An 18,759-nucleotide genomic window follows, 5' to 3' on the forward strand; every position below is an offset into this window, starting at 1 on the left:
AGATAGCGGCGAGCACTCGTATTACTAGTATTACTAGCTACTCGTCCGCTGCTCCGTAGCTGTGCACATACAGAGCGGTGCCTTTTCCGAGATCCATCGGCTCGTGAACGGCCGCTCGACCGTACGATCTCGACTCGGGTGGTAATGCACTGTCAGCGGCTACGTAACGCACTTAAATACCCAAAGTTTTATGGGTTATCGCGAAACGATGTGATATGCTACCAATGGCAAATGGACAAGCAGAGCTCAAAACCGGAGAGATAGGCTACTGGACCGCGGTCGCAATCAGTTTCGGGATGATCACGTCCTCGACGACCCTGTTCGTCGCCGGGCGCGGAGTCAGTCAGGTCGGGTCCGGAATGTTAATCAGCATGGTTATCGCGTTCGGACTGATGAGTTGCGCGGCGCTCGGACTGGCGGAAGTATCGACGATGTTTCCGGTCGCGGGGAGCTTTACGACGTACGTGAAACGGAGCTTCGGCTCGAGCACCGGAGTGGCCACTGGATTCATCTATTGGCTGGGGTTCATGGCGCTCGCGTCGGAAGCGACCATCGTCGGGCAAATCCTGAATTTCGTGTTTCCCGGCGTGCTCTCGTGGCAAGTCTGGGGAACGCTATTGGTGGTCCTCTTCGTCGGCATCAACATCGCCGGTATCGACTTGGTCGGGAAGACCGCCGTCGTCCTCCTCTCTGCGTTAGTCGGCGTGATCGTGATCCTCTCGCTAGTACAGATCGGTGGCTTCGGCCAAACGTCGTTCGAGACGTCCGAGGTATCGTGGACGCCGGGCGGGTGGACGCCGATACTGAGCTTCGTTCCCCTCGCGGTCTGGTTACTCGTTGGATGGGAGGTCCTGGGGCCGCTCGCCGAGGAGGTAGAAGACGCACAGAACGTCCTCCCGAAGGCGATGTTCACCGTTCTCGGACTCGTGTTCCTGGTTCGAATTCCGTTCATCATCGCGATGGACGGATCGCTCGCGTCGGCAACGTTGGCGGAGTCGCCGTTTCCGCAAGTCGTCGCGTTCGAGGCGTTCTTCGGACCCATCGGGAAGTGGACGATGGCCGTTATCAGCTTCGTCGCGACCGGCGCGACGTTCAACGCCGTGTTGGCCGGGACCTCGAGACAGCTCTGGAACCTCGGTCGAGAGGGGTACTTACCGTCCGCAATCGGGCGAATCAACCCGCGGTTCCAGACGCCCGACGTCGCACTGTTGGTCACCGGAGGAATTATCCTGACCCTCCTCTGGCTGGTGTCCGTTCCGACGGTCCTCATCGACGCGACGGTGAACCTGATTATCGTCGTCTACATCATGATCCTCGCCAGCGTCATCGCGCTTCGATACAAATCCCCGAACTACGAGCGGCCGTTCAGCGCCGGCGGACCGGAGTCGATGCCGGCCGTCGCCGTTATCGGAATTATCGGACTGCTAGCCGCGCTCTACTTCTCGGGCGACTCGGTGTTCATGACAACGATTGGAATCGTGGTCTCAGTATCAGTACTGGCCGTCGTACTCACACAATTGAAAGGTAGAAGAGAAGCAGGAACGACTCCGCGAACCAGAGCCGATCCCGAAGCCGAAGACTAGTGGAACGAATCGTCGACGGACGGGCAGCGAAGCGACAGTCGACGTCGAACGTTCCGCGATAGCCGTGTGGCTCGTAGCGGTTCCGACCGGCGTTTCGATTGCGCTCGAGCGCGACGATAGTTTCGTCCGTTTCGCGGGGTCTATAGTGGCGCTGAAAGTCGATACGTATCCGAGTGCGACCGACGTGTGAATAGTTGCCGAGCGGATTACCGCTCGATGTCCGCTTCCAGTTCAGTCACCGGCCAGTCGTCTGCGAGTTCCAGCTGTGCGTTCTGAACCCACTCTCTCACCGCGGCGATGTTCTCGTTGTCGTGTTCTTCGAAGTCGTACGGATCGCTAATCCCGGTTTCCACGCCGAGAAGGCCCTCGAATACACCGACGGTCGCGAACGGAAGGTGACTGACATTATAGCCGCCCTCGAGTACGACGCCGAGCGAACCGTTCGAATGGTCGTCCGCTAATCGTCGCGTCCGTCTCCCCATTTCCTTGAACCCCGGTTTCGTCACCAGGTTCCGTCCGATCGGATCGTATCGGCCGGGGTCGAGCCCGTTACTGACCAGCAGTAGATCCGGTTCGTACTCGGCGATGACGGGTTCGACGATCGCGTCGAACGTATAGGCGTAGCCGACGTTCCCGGTTCCGTGCGGGAGAGGGACGTTCACGTTGTACCCTTCTCCCTCACCGACGCCGTGTTCGGCCGCCCGTCCCGTTTGCGGATGCCACTCGGCCAATCGCCCGTGGTTGTAATGCAGACTGATCGTCAGCACGTCGTCCCGGTCATAGAATATTTCCTGCGTTCCGTTGCCGTGGTGGACGTCCCAATCCAGTATCGCTACCGTCTCGGCGAGACCGGCGTCGATCGCGTGTTCCGCGGCGATCGCGACGTTATTGAAAATACAGAATCCGTCGGCCTCGTCGGACATCGCGTGATGCCCCGGCGGGCGTACGGGAGCGAACGGGACGGTTTCGATATCGGTTTCGACGGCACGTTCGGCCGTTTGAACGGCCGCGCCCGCGGCCATCGGAAGTACGTCGTACGTCTCCTCGTTGCCACCGGTCAGGCCGTCGGTCCCGTCGTGGGGAATTCGACCGCCGGAACCGTCTCGGAAGTGGTCCCGTATCGTTTCGACGTATGATGCGTCGTGGACGGATTCGATCCGTTCCCAACTGGCCGGTTCGACGGTCTCCCACACGGCCCACTCGTTCAGTCCGCCTTCGATACCGCTCTTGACGTTCGCAACGCGCTCCGGTCGCTCGGGCGACGGCGTGGAAACCGCGTGCAGGTCCGTTTGGGGAACGACCCAACCGCCGCCGGGTGCTCGGTGGTCACGGAACGAACTGTCCCAAAATACCGGTAGTTCCGGATTCATACTTAGCCATTGTATAGCACCACTCATATAGCTTCTGTGACTGATATCGATGAAGAGGGATATATCGTAGCATCGTTCGACGAGTGAACAGTGAATCCCGTAGCGCCGAAATGACCGACGGTCATCGAGACCATTCCGCTCACGACACCAATGACGGTCGACCGGTTCGAACTAGACCGGGTACTCGCGCGGTTCGTGCTGCAGCGAGAGCAACTTCTTCTCGGTGACCTCCTCGAGGAAGCCGGTGGTTTCGTAGCTGCCGACGCCGGAGGCGCCGGTGCCGCCCAACGTGACGTGGGTCTCGCCGTTGACCGGTTGATCGTTGATGTGGACCATCCCCGTCTCGAGGCGGTCGCTCGGGCTGTTCGAGCGGACGCGCTCGCCTTTCAGTCGACGAGGAACGGGCGCGGCCTCGGAGGCGGCGTCGACGTCCTCCTCGGCAGCCGCGAGGACTCGCATGACGGTTTCGCGGGTAGAGGGTCTTCGACGTCGATGGTCCCTCCGCTGGCAGCGGTGACCCAGTCGCCGGCGATGTATAGTTCGACCCCCGCTCCGTCGATACTGTAGGTTAAGTGACTCTATTGAGCCATCTGGGTGCATTTTGCGGGGAGCTATTCAATCGTTGAGAGAGCGTGACTGACCGGCACGATGTCGCGCTTTGACTATTTCAAATAGCATTTTGAATTGACCAAATCAAGATGGAGTTCCCCGAAGAACGGGCACAGCGGCCTTCGAACGCTGATACCCCGCTACGGTTCGTATCGCCCCATCGTTTGTATCGTCTCATCGGATTTGATATGCTCAACCACGCTAACAGGTACGGGTCCCGTCCGATTTCGATGTCAGCTGCGTCTCTTAAGCCGACATATTACAGTAGTACTTGTGTAAATATCGGGCGCTATGAGCCACCAATTTCATTTGATAGAATCAAAATATCTGGCGAGGGGCGAGTAGGAAGTATAAAACATTTGTGTTAACGGTTACTTAATCCGAAAAAGAACGATATATACGACGGGACGGGTGTTGTTCGAACATGCTCGAGTCGGACGAGAGTCAACCGAGACAGGAGACGCTAGACCAGTATTACGTCATCGACGGTGACTGCCACTATATGGAGTCGTTCCACGATGTCGCCGAATACATGGAAGAGCCCTGGAAGACGAAGTTCGAGGGTAGCAACTTCGACGAGAAGGGCGCGAAGCAGAACCTCAGTTCGTTCTTCCCCTTCTCGACCGGCGACCGGCAAGCCCACGGGAAGATCGAGCGCGAACACTCCGCGTACCCGGACGACCCCGAGACGCCCGAGCGCATCCGTGAGGGAATGGAATCGATCGGCGTCGACGAGACGCTGCTGATCTCGCATCTGATCCTCGCCGGCGCGGGGACGACCGCCGACGACGACCGCGAAAGCGCGTTCGCGAAGGCCTACGTCGAGTACATGCGGGAAGAGGTTCTCGATCCGGACGACGGCATCCACGGCCTCGCACCGATTCCGTACGGCGACCTCGAGGCGTCGATGGAGATCCTCGACCGCATCGAGGACGACGATGCCTACGTCGGCGCCTGTTTCGTCACCGCCGGCGCGACGCCCCCGCTGGGCAACCGCAAGTACGATCCGCTCTATGAACGCTGCGAGGAGCTGGGCCTTCCCGCTGTCTTCCACACCGGCGGCGCCGGCCTCGACGAGTACGTTCGCGCGGGCTACCAGGAGATGATCGAGACGCACACGCTCGGGTTCCTCGAGTCGAACATGTCCCAGATCGTCAGCCTCGTCTGCCAGGGCGTTCCGGAGAAGTTCCCCGATCTGGACATCGTCTTCATGGAGTCGGGTATCACCTACCTCCCCGGCCTCATCAGCCGCCTCAACGAGGAGTACCTCAAGCGGCCCGAGGAGGCGCCGCTGCTCGAGAAGAAGCCCGGCGAGTACATCACCGACTTCTACTACGGTACCCAGCCCTTGGAGGTCTCCGCCGAAGCCGAGTACCTCGAGAACTGCTTCGACATGGTCGGGACGGACAGCCTGATGTACGCCTCCGACTATCCTCACTGGGACTACGACCGCCCGACGACGGTCACCGACCTCCCCTTCCTCTCCGAGGACGAGAAGAAGCAGATCCTCTCGGAGAACGCCAAGGAGGTGTTCGGCCTGTGAGCGCTGACGGTCTCGTCAGGGTCAAGCCCGCGGACGCGTTCGAGGACGGTGACCGCGAACTCGTCGACGTCAACGGAGCCGAGGTCGGCGTCCTCCGCGTCGACGGCGAGTTCTACGCGGTCCGAAACAAGTGTCTCCACGACTGCGGCCCAGTCGCCGAGGGAACGGTCGGGAAGAAACTCGTCGGCGAGTTCGTCGAATCCGGCAAGCGTGTCGAAAAGGGCTACGCCGACGACGAACCGATCATCTCCTGTTCCTGGCACGGTTGGTCGTACGACCTCGAGACGGGCGAACAGCTCGCCGACGACGACCTTGTCCTGCCGATCTACGACGTGGTCGTCGAGGACGGCGTGGTCTACGTCGACGGATCGCCCTCCTGAGTCTACCGGACGGCGGCCGCTGCGAACAGCGACAGTAGCGGCGACGGAGCTGTGGTCGTCGCCGCTCTTCTCGAGTCGGTCGTCGCCGAGCGGCGGAGGTCCGACGGTATCTGTATCGGATCGCTCCGAATGCCGACGTATCGATGTCCACCGAACTGCTGCCGAGAGTGTACGATATCACGGTCCAGGACGATGGAGACGCCAGGTACCGCGCATTCCCCGGTGACATCGACGTGCCGACGCTCGTCGATACGGGGCTGCCGAACACGGCGGACGCGCTGTTCGCAGCGATCGAGGAGATCGGCCTCGAACCGGTGCGGGCGATCATCACGCACGGCGACGTGGATCATATCGGCGTCCTCGAGGCCGTACGGGAGCGGTACGGCGTCACGACGTACGTCTCCGAGGATACCGACGCCGACGACGCGAACGACACTACACGATTACAGACCCCGAGTCGAGACGGAACACGTGGAAATCGGAACGAGATCGAGTCTCATACTTGACTGATACTAGGATCTACGTTCCAGTTCGAAGACCGTTTCAAAAGCGCCAAACCAACGACCGCAGGAATACGGCCGCAGAGCCGTACAGACTGCCGGAATGAGCTAAACTGGACACAGTATTTGATATTAGCAAAATGTTATTCCGTTCCGAGCGAATACGGTCTCGTATGAGCACGGACGGCGATGGCCGACGGATCAAATCCGCGGACAGAGTGTGCGATATCCTCGAGCGTCTCCGGACGACCGGGAGCGCGACGGTCTCCGAGGTGGCCGAGGCGGTCGACCTGTCTCCGGGAACCGCTCACACCTATCTCGCGACCCTCGAGTCGCGCGGACTCGTCGAACAGGACGAGAACCAGGCGTATCGACTCGGCCTCGAGTTGCTTCCGTACGGGGACCACGTCTGCATCCGGAACGAACTCTATCACGCGGGCAAGACCGAAGTCCGGCGGCTGGCCCACGACAGCGACGCCTGCGCCCACCTCATGACTGAACACGACGGACGACTGCTCATCCTGCAGGAGGCCTTCGGCGAGAACGCGATCGGAGTGGACTTCCACTCCCGCAAACGGGACCAGTCGGAACCGCTCTTACACTGTACCGCCGCGGGCAAAGCGATCCTCGCGCATCTCCCCGACTACCGCGTCGCCGAGATCCTCCGCGACCGGGAGCTCGTCTCCCATACGTCGTCGGCGATCACGGACGAGGCCGAACTGGCGGCCGAGCTCGAAGCCGTTCGGGAGCGAGGGTTCGCACTGAACGATCAGGAACACATGCGAGGGATCCGCGCGGTCGGCGCGCCGGTGCGCTACGACGACGATCGCGTCCTCGGCGCAGTCAGCCTCTCCGGGTCGGCGAGTAACTGGAGCGGCAATCGGATCCGAGAGGCGTTGCCCGAGATGGTCATGCGAACCGCCAACGCTATCGAGGTGAACATCCACTCGGGGCTCGAGGAGACCGACTGATCTGGGATATAAGCGGAGACCACTGCGATATATCCGTGTTGTGCGATCGAGGGGGATCGCAGCGATAATCGGATAGATCGTATATAGCACGGTCGAATCGGTCGTCCGACCCGCTCCATGAACTGGTCCCGGATCGCCCCGGTCGTTCGATTACGGCCGGATAGCACTCTCGGAGAGTCACGGCGTCTGTGGTCACAGAACGAACGACTCCCGGATACTGGCAGTTCCGGACTCGTCGTTAGCGACGGTCGTGGCGACGTTCGCCGAGTGAACAACGACTCCGATGCCGTCGAAAAAACAGGGCGATAGTCGAGCCGGATCAGAACGGGTACTCGCGGTCCTCGTGTTGCAGCGAGATCCACTTCTTCTCGGTGACCTCCTCGAGGAAGTCGGTGGTGTTGTAGCCGCCGATGCCCGAGGCACCCGTGCCGCCGAACGGGACGTGGGCCTCGTCGTTGATCGGTTGATCGTTGACGTGGACCATTCCCGTCTCGAGGCGGTCGGCGATCCGTCGACCGGCGCCGACGTCGCCGGCGTGGACCGACCCCGAGAGGCCGTAGTCGACGGCGTTGTGGAGTTCGACGGCCTCGTCGATATCGGAGAACGGGATGACCGGCGCGATGGGACCGAAGTGCTCGTTACAGGCGGCGGCCATATCGTTGGTGGCGTCCGAGAGCACCGTCGGCGCGACGACCAGCGAGTCATCGACCCCGTCGAGGGCGACGGTCTCGCCGCCGGTCTCCAACGTCGCGCCCTGTTCGAGCGTCTCCTCGACGTACTCGAGCATCTCGTCGCGCTGGGACTCGTCGATGATCGGGCCGACGATCGTGTCGGGGTCGTGGGCGCTCCCGACGGGCAGCGACTCGGCGCGTTCGGTCAATTTCTCGACGTACTCGTCGTAGACGTCCTCGTGGACGAGATGGCGGTTGATCGAGATGCAGACCTGTCCCTGGTGGACGAAGCTCCCGAAGGCTGCGGCATCGACCGCCTGGTCGATGTCCGCTTCGGCGGTGACGATGTGGCCGTTGTTGCCGCCCAGTTCCATCGCCGCTTCGGCGAGGTTCTCGCCCGCAGCGGCGGCGACCCGGCGACCGACCGGCGTCGACCCGGTGAAGGCGACGACGTCGCTTTCGGGGTGACTCGCGACTCGGTCACCGATCTCGGAACCGCGTCCGGTGACGACGTTGAGAACGCCGTCGGGGAAGCCGACCTCCTCGAAGAGCCGAGCGAAGAGGAGTCCGCCGACGATCGGCGTGTTCGTCGCGGGCTTGAGGACGACCGTATTCCCGGCGGCGATGGCAGGCGCGACCGCGCGCATCGAGAGGTTCAGCGGGAAGTTCCACGGTGAGATGACGGTGACAACGCCTTTCGCTTCGCGCTCGACGATGTTCTCCTTGCCCGGGATGTTCGAGTTGGCGTGTTCGCCTTTCATCCGACGGGGGAGGGTCGCGGCCTCGGCGAGCTGGTCCTCGGCGAGGTGAACCGACGTTCCGGCCATGACGGCAGAGCCGCCGGCCTCAGTCGTCAGGAGTTCCATAATCTCCTCGCTTCGGTTCTCGAGGGTTTCGAGGAGTTCCTGCAGAAGTTCCTCGCGACGGGCCGGCGGTGTCGCTTCCCACTCGGACTGGGCCGCAGCAGCGGCCTCGTAGGCTGCGTCGACGTCCTCCTCGACGGCCGCAGGGACCTGCGTGACGATTTCACGCGTCGAAGGATCCTCGACGGCAATGGTCTCGTCGCTGGCGGTAGCGGTCCACGCGCCATCGATGTATAGTTCGCCCCACCCTCCGGTGATACTGTACGGTGATTGACTCTGTTGAGCCATATGGCGACATTTGAGGGGAAGCTAATCAAACTTTGGGAGCCCGACACAGACGAGACCGTATCCGGCGCGCCGCTCGGTTCGGCCTGATTTGAGGCGAACAAACCCGTGCGTAACCGGACTCGTTTCGCCTCGTCCGGCACGGACGGGGTCGACGGCAGGCGGATCAGCGACTGCATTCGTCGACCCGGAGTACGCTCGAGTAACTACGAGACGCGGTAAATCGTCCGAGTTCGGCAACGACCTCGACGAAACTCGGCTGGGAACGAATATACTTATAATTCCGATTCAATAGAACGGTCGATCATATATAACGGTCACAGGTGCCCAGTAGAAATATTTCCGTCTTCTTCGGGAGAGAGCGGTGTATTCGAAACGATCACTCATTGGCCCGCAGTACTAATCGGTATTTGTCCCCCAACCAGTGTTTCGGTACGAATATGCCCTCGTACGACCGCTATTATTGCGTTCGTTCCGGGACAGGAACGTACAGTAATGTATTCCGATCGGGGACCTCAATTGCCATACTGATTACAGACAGCGTCCATTTAGAGATAGATATTCCAAATATCGATACCGACAGAGAGAGCGGTCGCGGCGCTATCTCGGCCGACAGCAGCGGACGGGGGAGGGGGGTCTCGGTGCCGGGAAGCGGGATCGACGGTGATCGCGAGCTTAGATGAGGCCGACGGCAGCGGCACCGTGGGTTAGTGCGGCCGCGATCGGGACGAGCAGCGCGGTCCGGAGGATCAGGAGGACCGTGAGGTCGCGAAACCGCATGGGAACGTCGTCGAACATGTCGACCATCATCGGGATCGACGCGGCGAAGAAGATCGCCTGCGCGCTCGTAACGATCACGACGAACACTTTCGTCGTGAGACTCGCGCCGACGGCGACCGTCGCACCCACGAAGTACTCGCCCGCACCGGCGAGGACCGCGATCGCAGCCGTCTCGGGGTCCGGGATACCGAGGATCGTCATCAGCGGGACGAACGGCGCCGCGAGGATCTCGAAGAAGTCGGTGTACCCCTCGAGCAGGAGGACGGTAGTCGCGATCGTCATCACGGTGCCGAGGATCATCGCGGTGAGTTTCGTTCCGTCAACGAACCCGTCGATCGCCGCTCGCGGGATCGACTCGCCTTCGTCTGCGGTTCTGACTCCCTCGTTGAAGGCGAATCGGAAGTAGTCAGTCACGGTGCCGGTGAACTGCGGTTCGGGATCCGGTTCCGCGATGTACTCTTCGGGGACCGTCGAGAGCGGCGGAACCCGGACGAGGATCGCGGCGACGATGAGCGTCGCGATCATGTATAGCGCGACGACGACCGGGAAGACGTGCAGTATCTCGAGGATGGCGGCGACCGCCCCGACGCTACCGAGGTTCGCGGTCGCGAAGCACGTACAGATCGCGAACACCTCGCGCTTGTTGTAGCCGCCGCGATCGAAGACGTTCCGCGTGAGGTAGTAGCCGATACTGAACGAGCCGAGCCACGACGCCGCGCTGTCGAGGGCCGATCGGCCGGGGAGGTTGAACAGCGGCCGCATGATCGGCTGGGCTAACGTGCCGATGAACTCGAGGCCGCCGAGCTCGGCGAGCAGGTTGACGAAGATGCCCCCGAGCGGGATCACGAGCACAATCGTGATCATGAGGACGTCCCAGGAGACGCCCGCGATCCCGTCGGCGAGCAGCCAGTCGGGGCCGACGCCGAGGAACATCGAGAGCCCGAGGGCGACCGCGATCACGCGGAACGCCCAGAACGGCTTCGACGTCTGCCAGTACTCGGGCTGGACGACGTCCCGCATGCGCTCGTTCAGCGTGACCACGCCCTGGAAGTGAAGCATCGAGATCGTCGTCATAATCCCGCCGGCGAACAGCAGGAGCAGCGCGAACACTTCCACCGCGAGCAGCGACGTCGACTCGACGTACGACATCAGCACGTCGAGCGGAATCGTCGTCTGTCCCTGGTATTGGACCGGGAAGAGGAAGAAGAACGCGCCGGTCGTGAACGCGAAGAGGAACTTGAGCGTCGGTCGCAGTCGCTTCTCGACCAAGTTTACGTCGTCGATCTCCTTCTTATCGGGGGACACTGACTCCCCTGATATGTGATCGTCATCTTCCCAGCTCTGACTACCGAACATAGTTCGGCAAATCGTTCCATGAGTCATAAAAACACCGATCATATGTCGCGATACATACTACTCTAACAATCATAATGGACATACTATTATTCAGCTATCTGTTGGAAGATACTCGAACGCTGCCAATCGGTAGGGGGGACGCAGCGATCACCGGGCCCCCAGCTGCGGTCGTTCGCGACGGTCGCGACGGATGCGATCGGTCGATAGCGTCGGCCGAAGAGACGGGGCGGACTCGCCGCGGTCGGCGAACGCGAGTCCGCAACCGCCCGGTTCCGCTCCGTCCGAGACGGCGATTACTCGGTCGTGCTCAACAGCACCGTCCGGTCGGACCTGAGGATCACGTCCTGCGTGACACTCCCGAACAGCGCCTTCCCGGTCGGTGATCGCTTCCGGCCGGCCAGACTGATCACGTCGGCGTCGAACTCCGCGGCCTGGTCCAGAATGTTCCGGACGGCGTCACCGCTCGACTGAACGATGTCGACGGTAAAGCCCGCCTCTTCGAGTCGCGCGGTCGCTTCCGAGACCGATTTCAGGTTCTCGGCGTCGGCATTCTCGTCGTCGGCCCGGAAGACGTGATAGAGCACGATACGCACCTGCTCCGTCTCCAGCGGGAGTTCGGTTACCGATCTGACCTGTTCCTTCGCCCGTTCGACATCCGTGTCGATGCAGAGTAGGATCGTTTTCATGGTGGTCTGCCCCGTCGCAGTCGGCAGTATGACCGCCGCGCTGTCCGACCGTTCGGGAATCGTCTAGTCTGGCCTTTCCTTCCCACCGTTATATGAGTTTCCGTCACCCACTGCCGTACCACGCTGCCGCGCTGCGGTATTGGTCGCGGTGTCGACGGCCGATTCGGATCCGTGACTCGAGTCCCGCCACCGGGTCGGCCGTCGCGATGACGTTCTCGGTCAGCGTAGTTTTTTGTATTCGACCGTCCCACGGGTGGGTATGGCAACCACTACCGACGAGAGCAGCGACGACCTCGCGACCCTCGTCGCGGACCTCCTGGTTCGCGACGCGGACACCCACGCTGACGCACTCGAGGCCATCGCCGCGACGGGCGACGATCGCGTCGTGCCCCACCTGATCGAGGTGCTGATGATCCACGAGATCGGGAGCAACTGGGCGAAGTTCGGCTTCCCGGAAGTCCTCCGGGACCACAGCCCGCCCCGGTACCTCGAGCTGCCGGAGGCCCGCTGGTCGGGCGTCCGGGAGGCGCTCCGGGCCGTCGCCGAACCCGACTACGACTCGGCGTACGCGTGGGTCGAGTGGGAGACGTGGTACTCACAGCAGGAAATCGAGCCCCTCGAGGGGTTCGACGAGTGGAAACTGCAACTGTACCGCTCGTACCTCCCGCCGGTCGGGCGCCTGCTCGACGCCGAGCCGCGGGCGTTCGACCTGCAGGACGTTCGCTGGGGGAACTGCGATCCCTCCTTCCTCGCCGCGTGTAACGAACCGGACTTCGTTTCCGGCGACGTCGTCACCGTCGACGGCGAGAGCGATGATCTCGAGGAGGGTGACGACGGTGAATACGAACGGTACCTCCAGCCGGACGACACCGTCTTCGGCTTCACCGTCGACGACACTGCCTACGCCGTGCCGCGATGGGTGCTCTTTCCCCACGAACTCGCGAACGTCACGGTCGGGGGGACGCCGCTCTCGCTCACCTACTGTACGCTCTGTAACGCCCCGATCCTCTACGACCGACGCGTCGGCGACCGGACGCTGACCTTCTCGAGTACGGGGATGCTCCTCGAGGGGAACAAGATCATGTTCGACGAGGAGACCGAGAGTCTCTGGAGCCAGCACCGCGGCGTCCCCATCGCGGGCGATTTCCTCGCAAGCGACGCCGATCTGCGACTCGATTTCCGCCCCGTCACGCAGACGACGTGGGCCGAGTGGCGCGAGGCCCACCCCGCGAGCCTCGCGATGGACATCGACACCGGCTACGACTACGACTATCGCTTCTACGAGGACAACATCGGCTTCTTCCGCCACTACTGGAACGACGCGAACGCTGTCCAGCCGGGCCTCGAAACCGGCGACGGCCAGCTTCCGGAGAAGACGGACGTCTACGGCGTGACGATCGACGGCGGATCGACGATCCGGGTCTACCCCGTCGACGAAATCGACGACGACGCCGTGGAGACCGACGAGGTAGACGGCCGATCGGTCGTCGTGCTTCGGGACGCGACGAACGATGTCGCCGTCTACGAGGCGCCCCCGACGCCGGTCGAGCGCGACGGCGACGCGCTCGTCGACGAGGAGGGGACGCGTTGGCAGATCACCCGCGATGCGCTCGTCAACGAGGCCGACGGGTCGGAGCGGCCGCGAGTGTCGGGTCGCCACGGCCTGTTCTTCGCGTTCCGGTCGCAGTACGACGCCGTCGAGGTCGGGCCGAACTGAGCCGACCTAGGCGCTGTTTTCCAGCGCGTCGCGCAGGTCGTCGGGGATCGGGACGCCGCTGTCACCGTCGACGGGGACGCAGACGCGGTACTCGGTCCCGCTGAAGACCGCCTCGCCGTCGTGGGTCGCCCGGTAGTGAAACTGAACGCTCGACTCCCCGAGCTCCGGCGTCAGTTGAATCTCGACCTCGTCGCCGCCGGCGACCTGGCCCTCGAAGTCGAAGTCCATCGAGACCAGCGGCAGTCCGACGCCGTGTCCCTCGGTCAGCTCCCAGAAGGGCCACCCGATTTCCTCCATAAACATGTCCGAGGTCTCGTGGATCGCGTCGATCATCCGCGGATAGTGAGCGATACCGAACGGATCGGTATCCGAGAATCGGACGGTCCAGATGCGTGTGAAACCCATGACAGTCATAGGCGAGTGCGTTGGAGGTGATAAAGGTACTGTCGAACGATGGAACTGATATCCGCCGGTCTCGATGACGGAGCACTCGGACGGGGAGATATTGTCTTACGAGAAAACATTGATGGAAGTGGCACTCGAAGAGCGCACACGAATGACCATCGACACGTGGGTCGGGACGCGCCGGACGGGAGACGCCGGCGGCGCGTCTACGACCGCTATCGGTACCTACGCCGTCTTCGAATCGGCCGTTGCGAGTCCCTCTCGACGGACCGGTTCGGCGGCCGATCGGACCGATGCTTGCACCGAGAACGCCGAGGATCCCCTCGAGACGAGTGCCTGAGAAGCTATGACTGCGAGCCCGAACACCGCTCTCGACGTCGACGACGCACCGACCGCCGACGAGCGCGCCGACTACGACTACGTCTCCGACGACGTCGAGCGACCCGACCTGGTCGGCGCCCTCCGCGAACGGACCGACGGCGACGTCCGGTTCGACACCTACACTCGGCAACTGTACGCGACCGACGCGAGCGCGTACGAAGAGACCCCGATCGGCGTCGTCTTCCCGACATCGACCGAAGACGTCGCGAGCGTCGTCACCTACTGCGCCGACCGCGAAATTCCCGTCCTCCCGCGGGGCGGCGGGACGAGCCTCGCCGGCCAGGCGGTCAACGAGGCCGTCGTCCTCGACTTCAGCCGCCACATGGACGGGATCGTCTCGGTCGACGCCGACGCCCGACGGGCCCGCGTCCAGTCAGGGGTCATCCTCGAGGAACTCAACGCCGAACTGGCACCCCACGGGCTGAAGTTCGCACCGGACCCGGCCGCCGGCAACCGCAGCGTCGTCGGCGGCGCGATCGGCAACAACTCGACGGGCGCCCACTCGCTGAAGTACGGGAAGACCGACGCCTACGTCGAAGAGTGCGAGGTCGTGCTCGCCGACGGCACCGTCGCCACCCTCGGCGAGATCGACGTCGATGAACTCCGCGAGCGGGCCGATCCCGAGGGCGAACTCCTCGAGCGCGTCTCCGCGGAAGTCGTCCGCATCATCGACGAGGAGGCCGACGAGGTCCGCGACCGGTTTCCTAATATGAAACGCAACGTTTCGGGCTACAACCTCGACATGCTCGTCGACGAGGCTGAGACCGGAACCGTCAACCTCGCGCGGCTGCTGGCCGGTAGCGAGGGGACGCTGGCCGTCATTACGGAGGCCGAAGTGTCCCTCGAGCCCGTTCCCGAGACGAAGGCGGTCTCACTGCTGTTCTACGAGAGCGTCCTCGAGGCCGTGACGGACGTCCAGCACGTCCTCGAGCACGACCCCGCGGCGGTCGAACTGATCGACGACGTGCTCATCGAACTGGCCCGCGAAACCGCGGAGTTCGAGGACATCGCGGCGCTCGTTCCCGACGGCTCGCAGGCGGCGCTGCTCGTCGAGTTCTACGCCGATGACGACGACCACGGGCGCGAACGGACGGCGGGACTCCTCGCTGACCGCGTGCCGGGAAACGATAGCGAGGTCGCCCCGCCAGAGGACCGGCCCGACGTCGACGAGATCCACGCCTTCGAGGGGCTCGAGGCCCACGCGGCCGCGTCGCGCGAGAAGTTCTGGAAGCTCCGGAAGGCCGGCCTCCCGATCCTGCTCTCGCGGACGTCCGACGAGAAGCACATCAGCTTCATCGAGGACTGCGCCATCCCGCCGGAACACATCCCCGAGTTCGTCGAGCGGTTCCAGTCGCTGCTCGTGGAGAAGGACCGGGACGCCGACGCAGCCTTCTACGCCCACGCCGGGCCGGGCGTCCTGCACGTTCGCCCACTGGTGAACACGAAGGCGGCCCGCGACCGCGAAGACATGGTCGACATCGCCGACGAAGTGACGGACATGGTCGTCGAGTTCGGCGGCTCGGTCTCGGGCGAACACGGCGACGGCCGCGCCCGCACCCAGTGGAACCGGAAGCTCTACGGCGACGACCTCTGGGAGACGTTCCGCGACCTCAAGACGGCGTTCGACCCCGACTGGCTCCTGAACCCCGGCAACGTCTGTGGCGACCACGACATGACGGAGAAACTCCGGTACGACGACTACGACTACGAGGCCGGGTTCGAGCCGTCGCTGAACTGGGACAACGAGAACGGCATGCAGGGGATGGTCGAACTCTGCCACGGCTGTGGCGGCTGCCGGGGCGAGCAGGAGACCACCGGCGGCGTGATGTGCCCGACCTACCGCGCTGCCGAGGAGGAGATCACGGCTACGCGTGGTCGCGCGAACCTTCTCCGGCAGGCCATGAGCGGCGACCTGCCCGACAACCCCACCGACGACGAGTTCGTCGACGAGGTGCTCGACCTCTGTATCGGCTGCAAGGGCTGTGCGCGGGACTGCCCGAGCGAGGTCGACATGGCGAAGCTCAAGACGGAGGTCATGCACGCCCGCCACCAGGAAGAGGGTGCGAGCCTCCGCGACAAACTGTTCGCCAACTTCGATCGACTGGCGCCGCTCGGCAGCGCGCTGGCGCCCATCTCGAACGCCGTCCAGTCGCTCCCGGGCGCCGGGACCATCGCCGAGAAGACCGTCGGCATCGCGGGCGAGCGGTCGCTGCCCGAGTTCCACCGCGAGACCGTGCAGGATTGGTTCGAGAAGCGAGGCGGCGAAGCCGCCTCGAAAGAGCGAGCGGCGGAGGCGCGAGCAGCCCGCGGTGGATCTCGTGTCCCCGCGAGCGAGGCCGAGCGCAAGGCCGTCTTCTTCGTGGACACCTACACCAACTACAGCCATCCCGCCGTCGGGAAGGCGACGATTCGGGTTCTCGAGGCCGCAGGCGTCCACGTCGACCTCGCGAGGCGGACCGACAGCGGCCGGCCGGCGCTCTCGAAGGGGTTCGTCGATCAGGCCCGCGAGACGATGCGGTCGAACGTCGCCGAACTCCGCCCCCGCGTCGACGACGGCTGGGACGTCGTCCTCGCGGAGCCGTCCGACGCGGTGATGTTCCAGTCCGACGCGCTGGATCTGCTGTCGGGCAACGCCGTCGAGTCGGTCGCCGCGAACAGTTACGGCGTCTGCGAGTACCTCGACACGTTCCGCCTCGGCGAGAACGTCGACTGGGCGGCGTCGGCCGAGTCGGTAGCCTACCACGGCCACTGTCACCAGAAGGCCGTCAAGAAGGACCACCACGCCGTCGGCGTCCTCCGGCGCGCGGGCTACGGAGTCGACCCGCTCGATTCGGGCTGCTGTGGGATGGCCGGCAGCTTCGGCTACGAGGCCGAACACTACTCCCTCAGCCAGTCGATCGGCGACATTCTCGTCGGCCAGATCGAGGACAGCGAGGCGACCGTCGTCACCGCGCCGGGCACCTCCTGTCGAACCCAGCTCGGCGACAAGCGCCTCGAGCCGGTCCCCACCGAGAGCTCGCTCGCCGGGACCGACCTCGACGGCGAGGAGCCACCGACCCCGGTGGAACTGCTGGCCCACGCGCTCCCGCAGTCGCGGTAGCTCGAGGGTCAGGCCACAGATCCCGGAGCCGCCGCTACCGGCCCGCTAGTCGCGCATGATCGTCACGGTCGGCGCCTCGACCTCGAGGAGTACCGACTGCGTGATGCTGCCGAACAGCGCCTTGCCGACCGGCGATCGCTTGCGGCCGCCGAGGACGAGGTATCGGGGCTCGAGTCGCTCGGCCGTGTCGACGATCTCGTCGGCGGGCGAACCGACGCGGCCCTTCGGGACGACGACGTCGCCGTCGGCGCCAGCGTTTACCGCGATTTCGCGGGCCCTGTTGGCCGCGTCGTTCGCCCCGTCGTCGACGTAGTACTCCGGTTGGCCGTCCGCTCGCGATTCGAACCGGTCTCGGGTCATGACGTGGAGCACCACGAGTTCGTCGTCGTAGACGTCGGCCAGGTCGGCCGCCGTCGTCACGACCGCGTCACTGAACTGGTCGTCGTCGATCGCACAGAGGATCACCATTTGGTATCAGTTCACACGCATCCTACTAATGGTTTTGGAGAACTACTAACTGCTGGGCGGTTCCCGCACCTATTCGCCCCGGTAGCGTCTGGACGGTCCCGAGCCACGAGCGGTCGCTCGCCGTTGGAACGTCGCCAGCGTAGCCAGCGAGATATGCCGTGAGCGGATCCGCCGCTATCCACCGTTAGATAGCTCGGGAGATTCGCCGTACGCGGTCGCTACGCACAGTACCATTCGCTGATGAATGCGGACACGCTCGCAGCGTGTCTATTCGTCGATCAGCAGGGAATCATCGCTCTCGATGCCGAAACCAACTCGAGATTCCAATACGACCGACCCGAATCCCTCGAGTTGAGGCGCCTCAATGGAACTGAGATCGGCGGGTGTCGGGAGAGCGTCGAACCGACGTTGTCGATTCGCGGCTCGATTCGCCCATCGATAGAACGGCGAAACGGCCGCACCGGACGTCGTGGTAACCAATACGTATCGGACGAAAACGGTCGAATTCGTTGACGACGACCGGTGCCAGCTAGTGTGATCGATCGGTAGGTATAACACGTGTCGGACCAATTTCTCGGTGAATGGTAGAGGATATCACAGAGCGGTTCGCGTCGTCGATGGCGGCCGCGAGCGTCGAGTCCACGCGCGTCGAGGCGGCGGCGTTCGAGGCGACCCTCGAGGAGGTGGTCGAATCACCGGCCGTCGGTGCGCCACTCGGGATCGAGGGCGTCTCCCTTGAGGACACCGCGGTGACCGTCCCGCCGACGCCGCGACTGCTCATGGAAGCCGAAACCGGTGTCACGAGAGTACACGGCGGAATCGCAGAACACGGAACGTTCGTGATCCAGTCGGACGCAGACGGCACCGAACCGGTGAGTCTGTACCCGCGGACGCACGTCGGCGTCGTTCGCGCGAGCGACCTCCACGAGGACGTCGAGTCGGTCTCGGCGTGGCTCGACGAGGAGTTCGACGCGGGCCGCGACTCCGCGATTCTGGCGACCGGCGCCAGCGCGACTGCGGACATGGGCGAACTCGTCCGCGGCGTTCACGGCCCGCAAACCGTCCACGCCGTCATCATCACGGATCGCTAA

General features: G+C 63.5%; 15 protein-coding genes and 1 pseudogene. 9 read left to right on the forward strand and 7 right to left on the reverse strand.

Translation table 11 applies throughout. The features are described 5' to 3' along the window. The first annotated feature begins 224 nt into the window (after positions 1 to 224). Positions 225 to 1,583: an APC family permease gene (locus AC0QDI_RS14555; RefSeq protein WP_474669369.1), complete on the forward strand. Its 1,359-nt coding sequence runs from the start codon at positions 225 to 227 to the stop codon at positions 1,581 to 1,583. A 206-nt stretch (positions 1,584 to 1,789) separates the two neighbouring features. Here AC0QDI_RS14555 and AC0QDI_RS14560 read toward each other — a convergent pair whose 3' ends face one another. Together AC0QDI_RS14560 and AC0QDI_RS14565 are read right to left on the reverse strand one after the other, a co-directional pair. Further along, positions 1,790 to 2,953 (reverse strand): arginase family protein, encoded by a 1,164-nt coding sequence (locus AC0QDI_RS14560; RefSeq protein ID WP_474669371.1) that lies wholly within the window; start codon positions 2,951 to 2,953, stop codon positions 1,790 to 1,792. Positions 2,954 to 3,124: 171 nt separating this feature from the next. Further along, positions 3,125 to 3,310: pseudogene (locus AC0QDI_RS14565) on the reverse strand (aldehyde dehydrogenase family protein); the annotation flags it as partial. A 676-nt stretch (positions 3,311 to 3,986) separates the two neighbouring features. Between AC0QDI_RS14565 and AC0QDI_RS14570 the strand changes: the two are divergent. From AC0QDI_RS14570 to AC0QDI_RS14585, 4 genes are all read left to right on the forward strand, one after another. Then, on the forward strand, positions 3,987 to 5,105 hold the full coding sequence (locus tag AC0QDI_RS14570) for an amidohydrolase family protein (RefSeq protein WP_474669373.1): 1,119 nt from the start codon (positions 3,987 to 3,989) through the stop codon (positions 5,103 to 5,105). After that, on the forward strand, positions 5,102 to 5,485 hold the full coding sequence (locus AC0QDI_RS14575) for a Rieske (2Fe-2S) protein (RefSeq protein WP_474669375.1): 384 nt from the start codon (positions 5,102 to 5,104) through the stop codon (positions 5,483 to 5,485). The genes AC0QDI_RS14570 and AC0QDI_RS14575 overlap by 4 nt, the downstream gene beginning before the upstream one ends. 143 nt (positions 5,486 to 5,628) lie before the next feature. After that, entirely contained in the window at positions 5,629 to 5,991 is a 363-nt protein-coding gene (locus AC0QDI_RS14580) for an MBL fold metallo-hydrolase (protein WP_474669377.1), read from the forward strand. A 167-nt stretch (positions 5,992 to 6,158) separates the two neighbouring features. Continuing rightward, entirely contained in the window at positions 6,159 to 6,956 is a 798-nt protein-coding gene (locus tag AC0QDI_RS14585; protein WP_474669379.1) for an IclR family transcriptional regulator, read from the forward strand. A gap of 319 nt (positions 6,957 to 7,275) precedes the next feature. On the opposite strand, the gene AC0QDI_RS14590 is transcribed toward AC0QDI_RS14585, so the two are convergent. The 3 genes from AC0QDI_RS14590 to AC0QDI_RS14600 all read right to left on the reverse strand — a co-directional run bounded on the left by AC0QDI_RS14590 (position 7,276) and on the right by AC0QDI_RS14600 (position 11,597). Then, positions 7,276 to 8,778 (reverse strand): aldehyde dehydrogenase family protein, encoded by a 1,503-nt coding sequence (locus tag AC0QDI_RS14590; protein WP_474669381.1) that lies wholly within the window; start codon positions 8,776 to 8,778, stop codon positions 7,276 to 7,278. 672 nt (positions 8,779 to 9,450) lie between these two features. Further along, positions 9,451 to 10,911 carry a YjiH family protein gene (locus AC0QDI_RS14595; protein WP_474669383.1) on the reverse strand — a complete coding sequence of 487 codons (1,461 nt, stop codon included), beginning with the start codon at positions 10,909 to 10,911 and terminating at the stop codon, positions 9,451 to 9,453. Positions 10,912 to 11,204: 293 nt separating this feature from the next. Continuing rightward, complete coding sequence (locus AC0QDI_RS14600) at positions 11,205 to 11,597, reverse strand: universal stress protein (RefSeq protein WP_474669385.1); 393 nt, start codon at positions 11,595 to 11,597, stop codon at positions 11,205 to 11,207. A gap of 259 nt (positions 11,598 to 11,856) precedes the next feature. Here AC0QDI_RS14600 and AC0QDI_RS14605 point away from each other — a divergent pair, with 259 nt between their 5' ends. After that, the gene (locus tag AC0QDI_RS14605; RefSeq protein ID WP_474669387.1) at positions 11,857 to 13,314 is read left to right on the forward strand and encodes a DUF3179 domain-containing (seleno)protein; all 1,458 of its coding nucleotides are present in this window, start codon (positions 11,857 to 11,859) and stop codon (positions 13,312 to 13,314) included. A gap of 6 nt (positions 13,315 to 13,320) precedes the next feature. Here AC0QDI_RS14605 and AC0QDI_RS14610 read toward each other — a convergent pair whose 3' ends face one another. Further along, positions 13,321 to 13,719, reverse strand: coding sequence for an acyl-CoA thioesterase (locus tag AC0QDI_RS14610; protein ID WP_474669389.1), 399 nt, complete (start codon positions 13,717 to 13,719; stop codon positions 13,321 to 13,323). Between the two features lie 151 nt (positions 13,720 to 13,870). Between AC0QDI_RS14610 and AC0QDI_RS14615 the strand changes: the two genes are divergently transcribed. Both AC0QDI_RS14615 and AC0QDI_RS14620 read left to right on the forward strand, forming a co-directional pair. After that, positions 13,871 to 14,059 carry a hypothetical protein gene (locus AC0QDI_RS14615; RefSeq protein WP_474669391.1) on the forward strand — a complete coding sequence of 63 codons (189 nt, stop codon included), beginning with the start codon at positions 13,871 to 13,873 and terminating at the stop codon, positions 14,057 to 14,059. Between the two features lie 6 nt (positions 14,060 to 14,065). Then, positions 14,066 to 17,200 (forward strand): FAD-binding and (Fe-S)-binding domain-containing protein, encoded by a 3,135-nt coding sequence (locus AC0QDI_RS14620; RefSeq protein WP_474669393.1) that lies wholly within the window; start codon positions 14,066 to 14,068, stop codon positions 17,198 to 17,200. A 45-nt stretch (positions 17,201 to 17,245) separates the two neighbouring features. Here the strand turns inward: AC0QDI_RS14620 and AC0QDI_RS14625 are convergent, their stop codons facing one another. Further along, on the reverse strand, positions 17,246 to 17,668 hold the full coding sequence (locus AC0QDI_RS14625) for a universal stress protein (protein WP_474669395.1): 423 nt from the start codon (positions 17,666 to 17,668) through the stop codon (positions 17,246 to 17,248). Between the two features lie 581 nt (positions 17,669 to 18,249). On the opposite strand from AC0QDI_RS14625, the gene AC0QDI_RS14630 reads away from it, so the two are divergent. Beyond that, positions 18,250 to 18,759, forward strand: coding sequence for an LUD domain-containing protein (locus tag AC0QDI_RS14630; RefSeq protein WP_474669397.1), 510 nt, complete (start codon positions 18,250 to 18,252; stop codon positions 18,757 to 18,759).

The organism is Natrinema sp. LJW11 (assembly GCF_056135975.1).

Excerpts from the sequence above, each read along its gene's own strand:
- AC0QDI_RS14580 (WP_474669377.1), top strand. The coding sequence starts at position 5,629 with ATGTCCACCGAACTGCTGCCGAGAGTGTACGATATCACGGTCCAGGAC.
- AC0QDI_RS14570 (WP_474669373.1), top strand. The coding sequence starts at position 3,987 with ATGCTCGAGTCGGACGAGAGTCAACCGAGACAGGAGACGCTAGACCAG.
- AC0QDI_RS14585 (WP_474669379.1), top strand. The coding sequence starts at position 6,159 with ATGAGCACGGACGGCGATGGCCGACGGATCAAATCCGCGGACAGAGTG.
- AC0QDI_RS14615 (WP_474669391.1), top strand. The coding sequence starts at position 13,871 with ATGACCATCGACACGTGGGTCGGGACGCGCCGGACGGGAGACGCCGGC.
- AC0QDI_RS14555 (WP_474669369.1), top strand. The coding sequence starts at position 225 with ATGGCAAATGGACAAGCAGAGCTCAAAACCGGAGAGATAGGCTACTGG.
- AC0QDI_RS14595 (WP_474669383.1), bottom strand. The coding sequence starts at position 10,911 with ATGTTCGGTAGTCAGAGCTGGGAAGATGACGATCACATATCAGGGGAG.
- AC0QDI_RS14620 (WP_474669393.1), top strand. The coding sequence starts at position 14,066 with ATGACTGCGAGCCCGAACACCGCTCTCGACGTCGACGACGCACCGACC.
- AC0QDI_RS14590 (WP_474669381.1), bottom strand. The coding sequence starts at position 8,778 with ATGGCTCAACAGAGTCAATCACCGTACAGTATCACCGGAGGGTGGGGC.
- AC0QDI_RS14605 (WP_474669387.1), top strand. The coding sequence starts at position 11,857 with ATGGCAACCACTACCGACGAGAGCAGCGACGACCTCGCGACCCTCGTC.
- AC0QDI_RS14560 (WP_474669371.1), bottom strand. The coding sequence starts at position 2,953 with ATGAATCCGGAACTACCGGTATTTTGGGACAGTTCGTTCCGTGACCAC.
- AC0QDI_RS14610 (WP_474669389.1), bottom strand. The coding sequence starts at position 13,719 with ATGGGTTTCACACGCATCTGGACCGTCCGATTCTCGGATACCGATCCG.
- AC0QDI_RS14625 (WP_474669395.1), bottom strand. The coding sequence starts at position 17,668 with ATGGTGATCCTCTGTGCGATCGACGACGACCAGTTCAGTGACGCGGTC.
- AC0QDI_RS14600 (WP_474669385.1), bottom strand. The coding sequence starts at position 11,597 with ATGAAAACGATCCTACTCTGCATCGACACGGATGTCGAACGGGCGAAG.
- AC0QDI_RS14630 (WP_474669397.1), top strand. The coding sequence starts at position 18,250 with ATGGTAGAGGATATCACAGAGCGGTTCGCGTCGTCGATGGCGGCCGCG.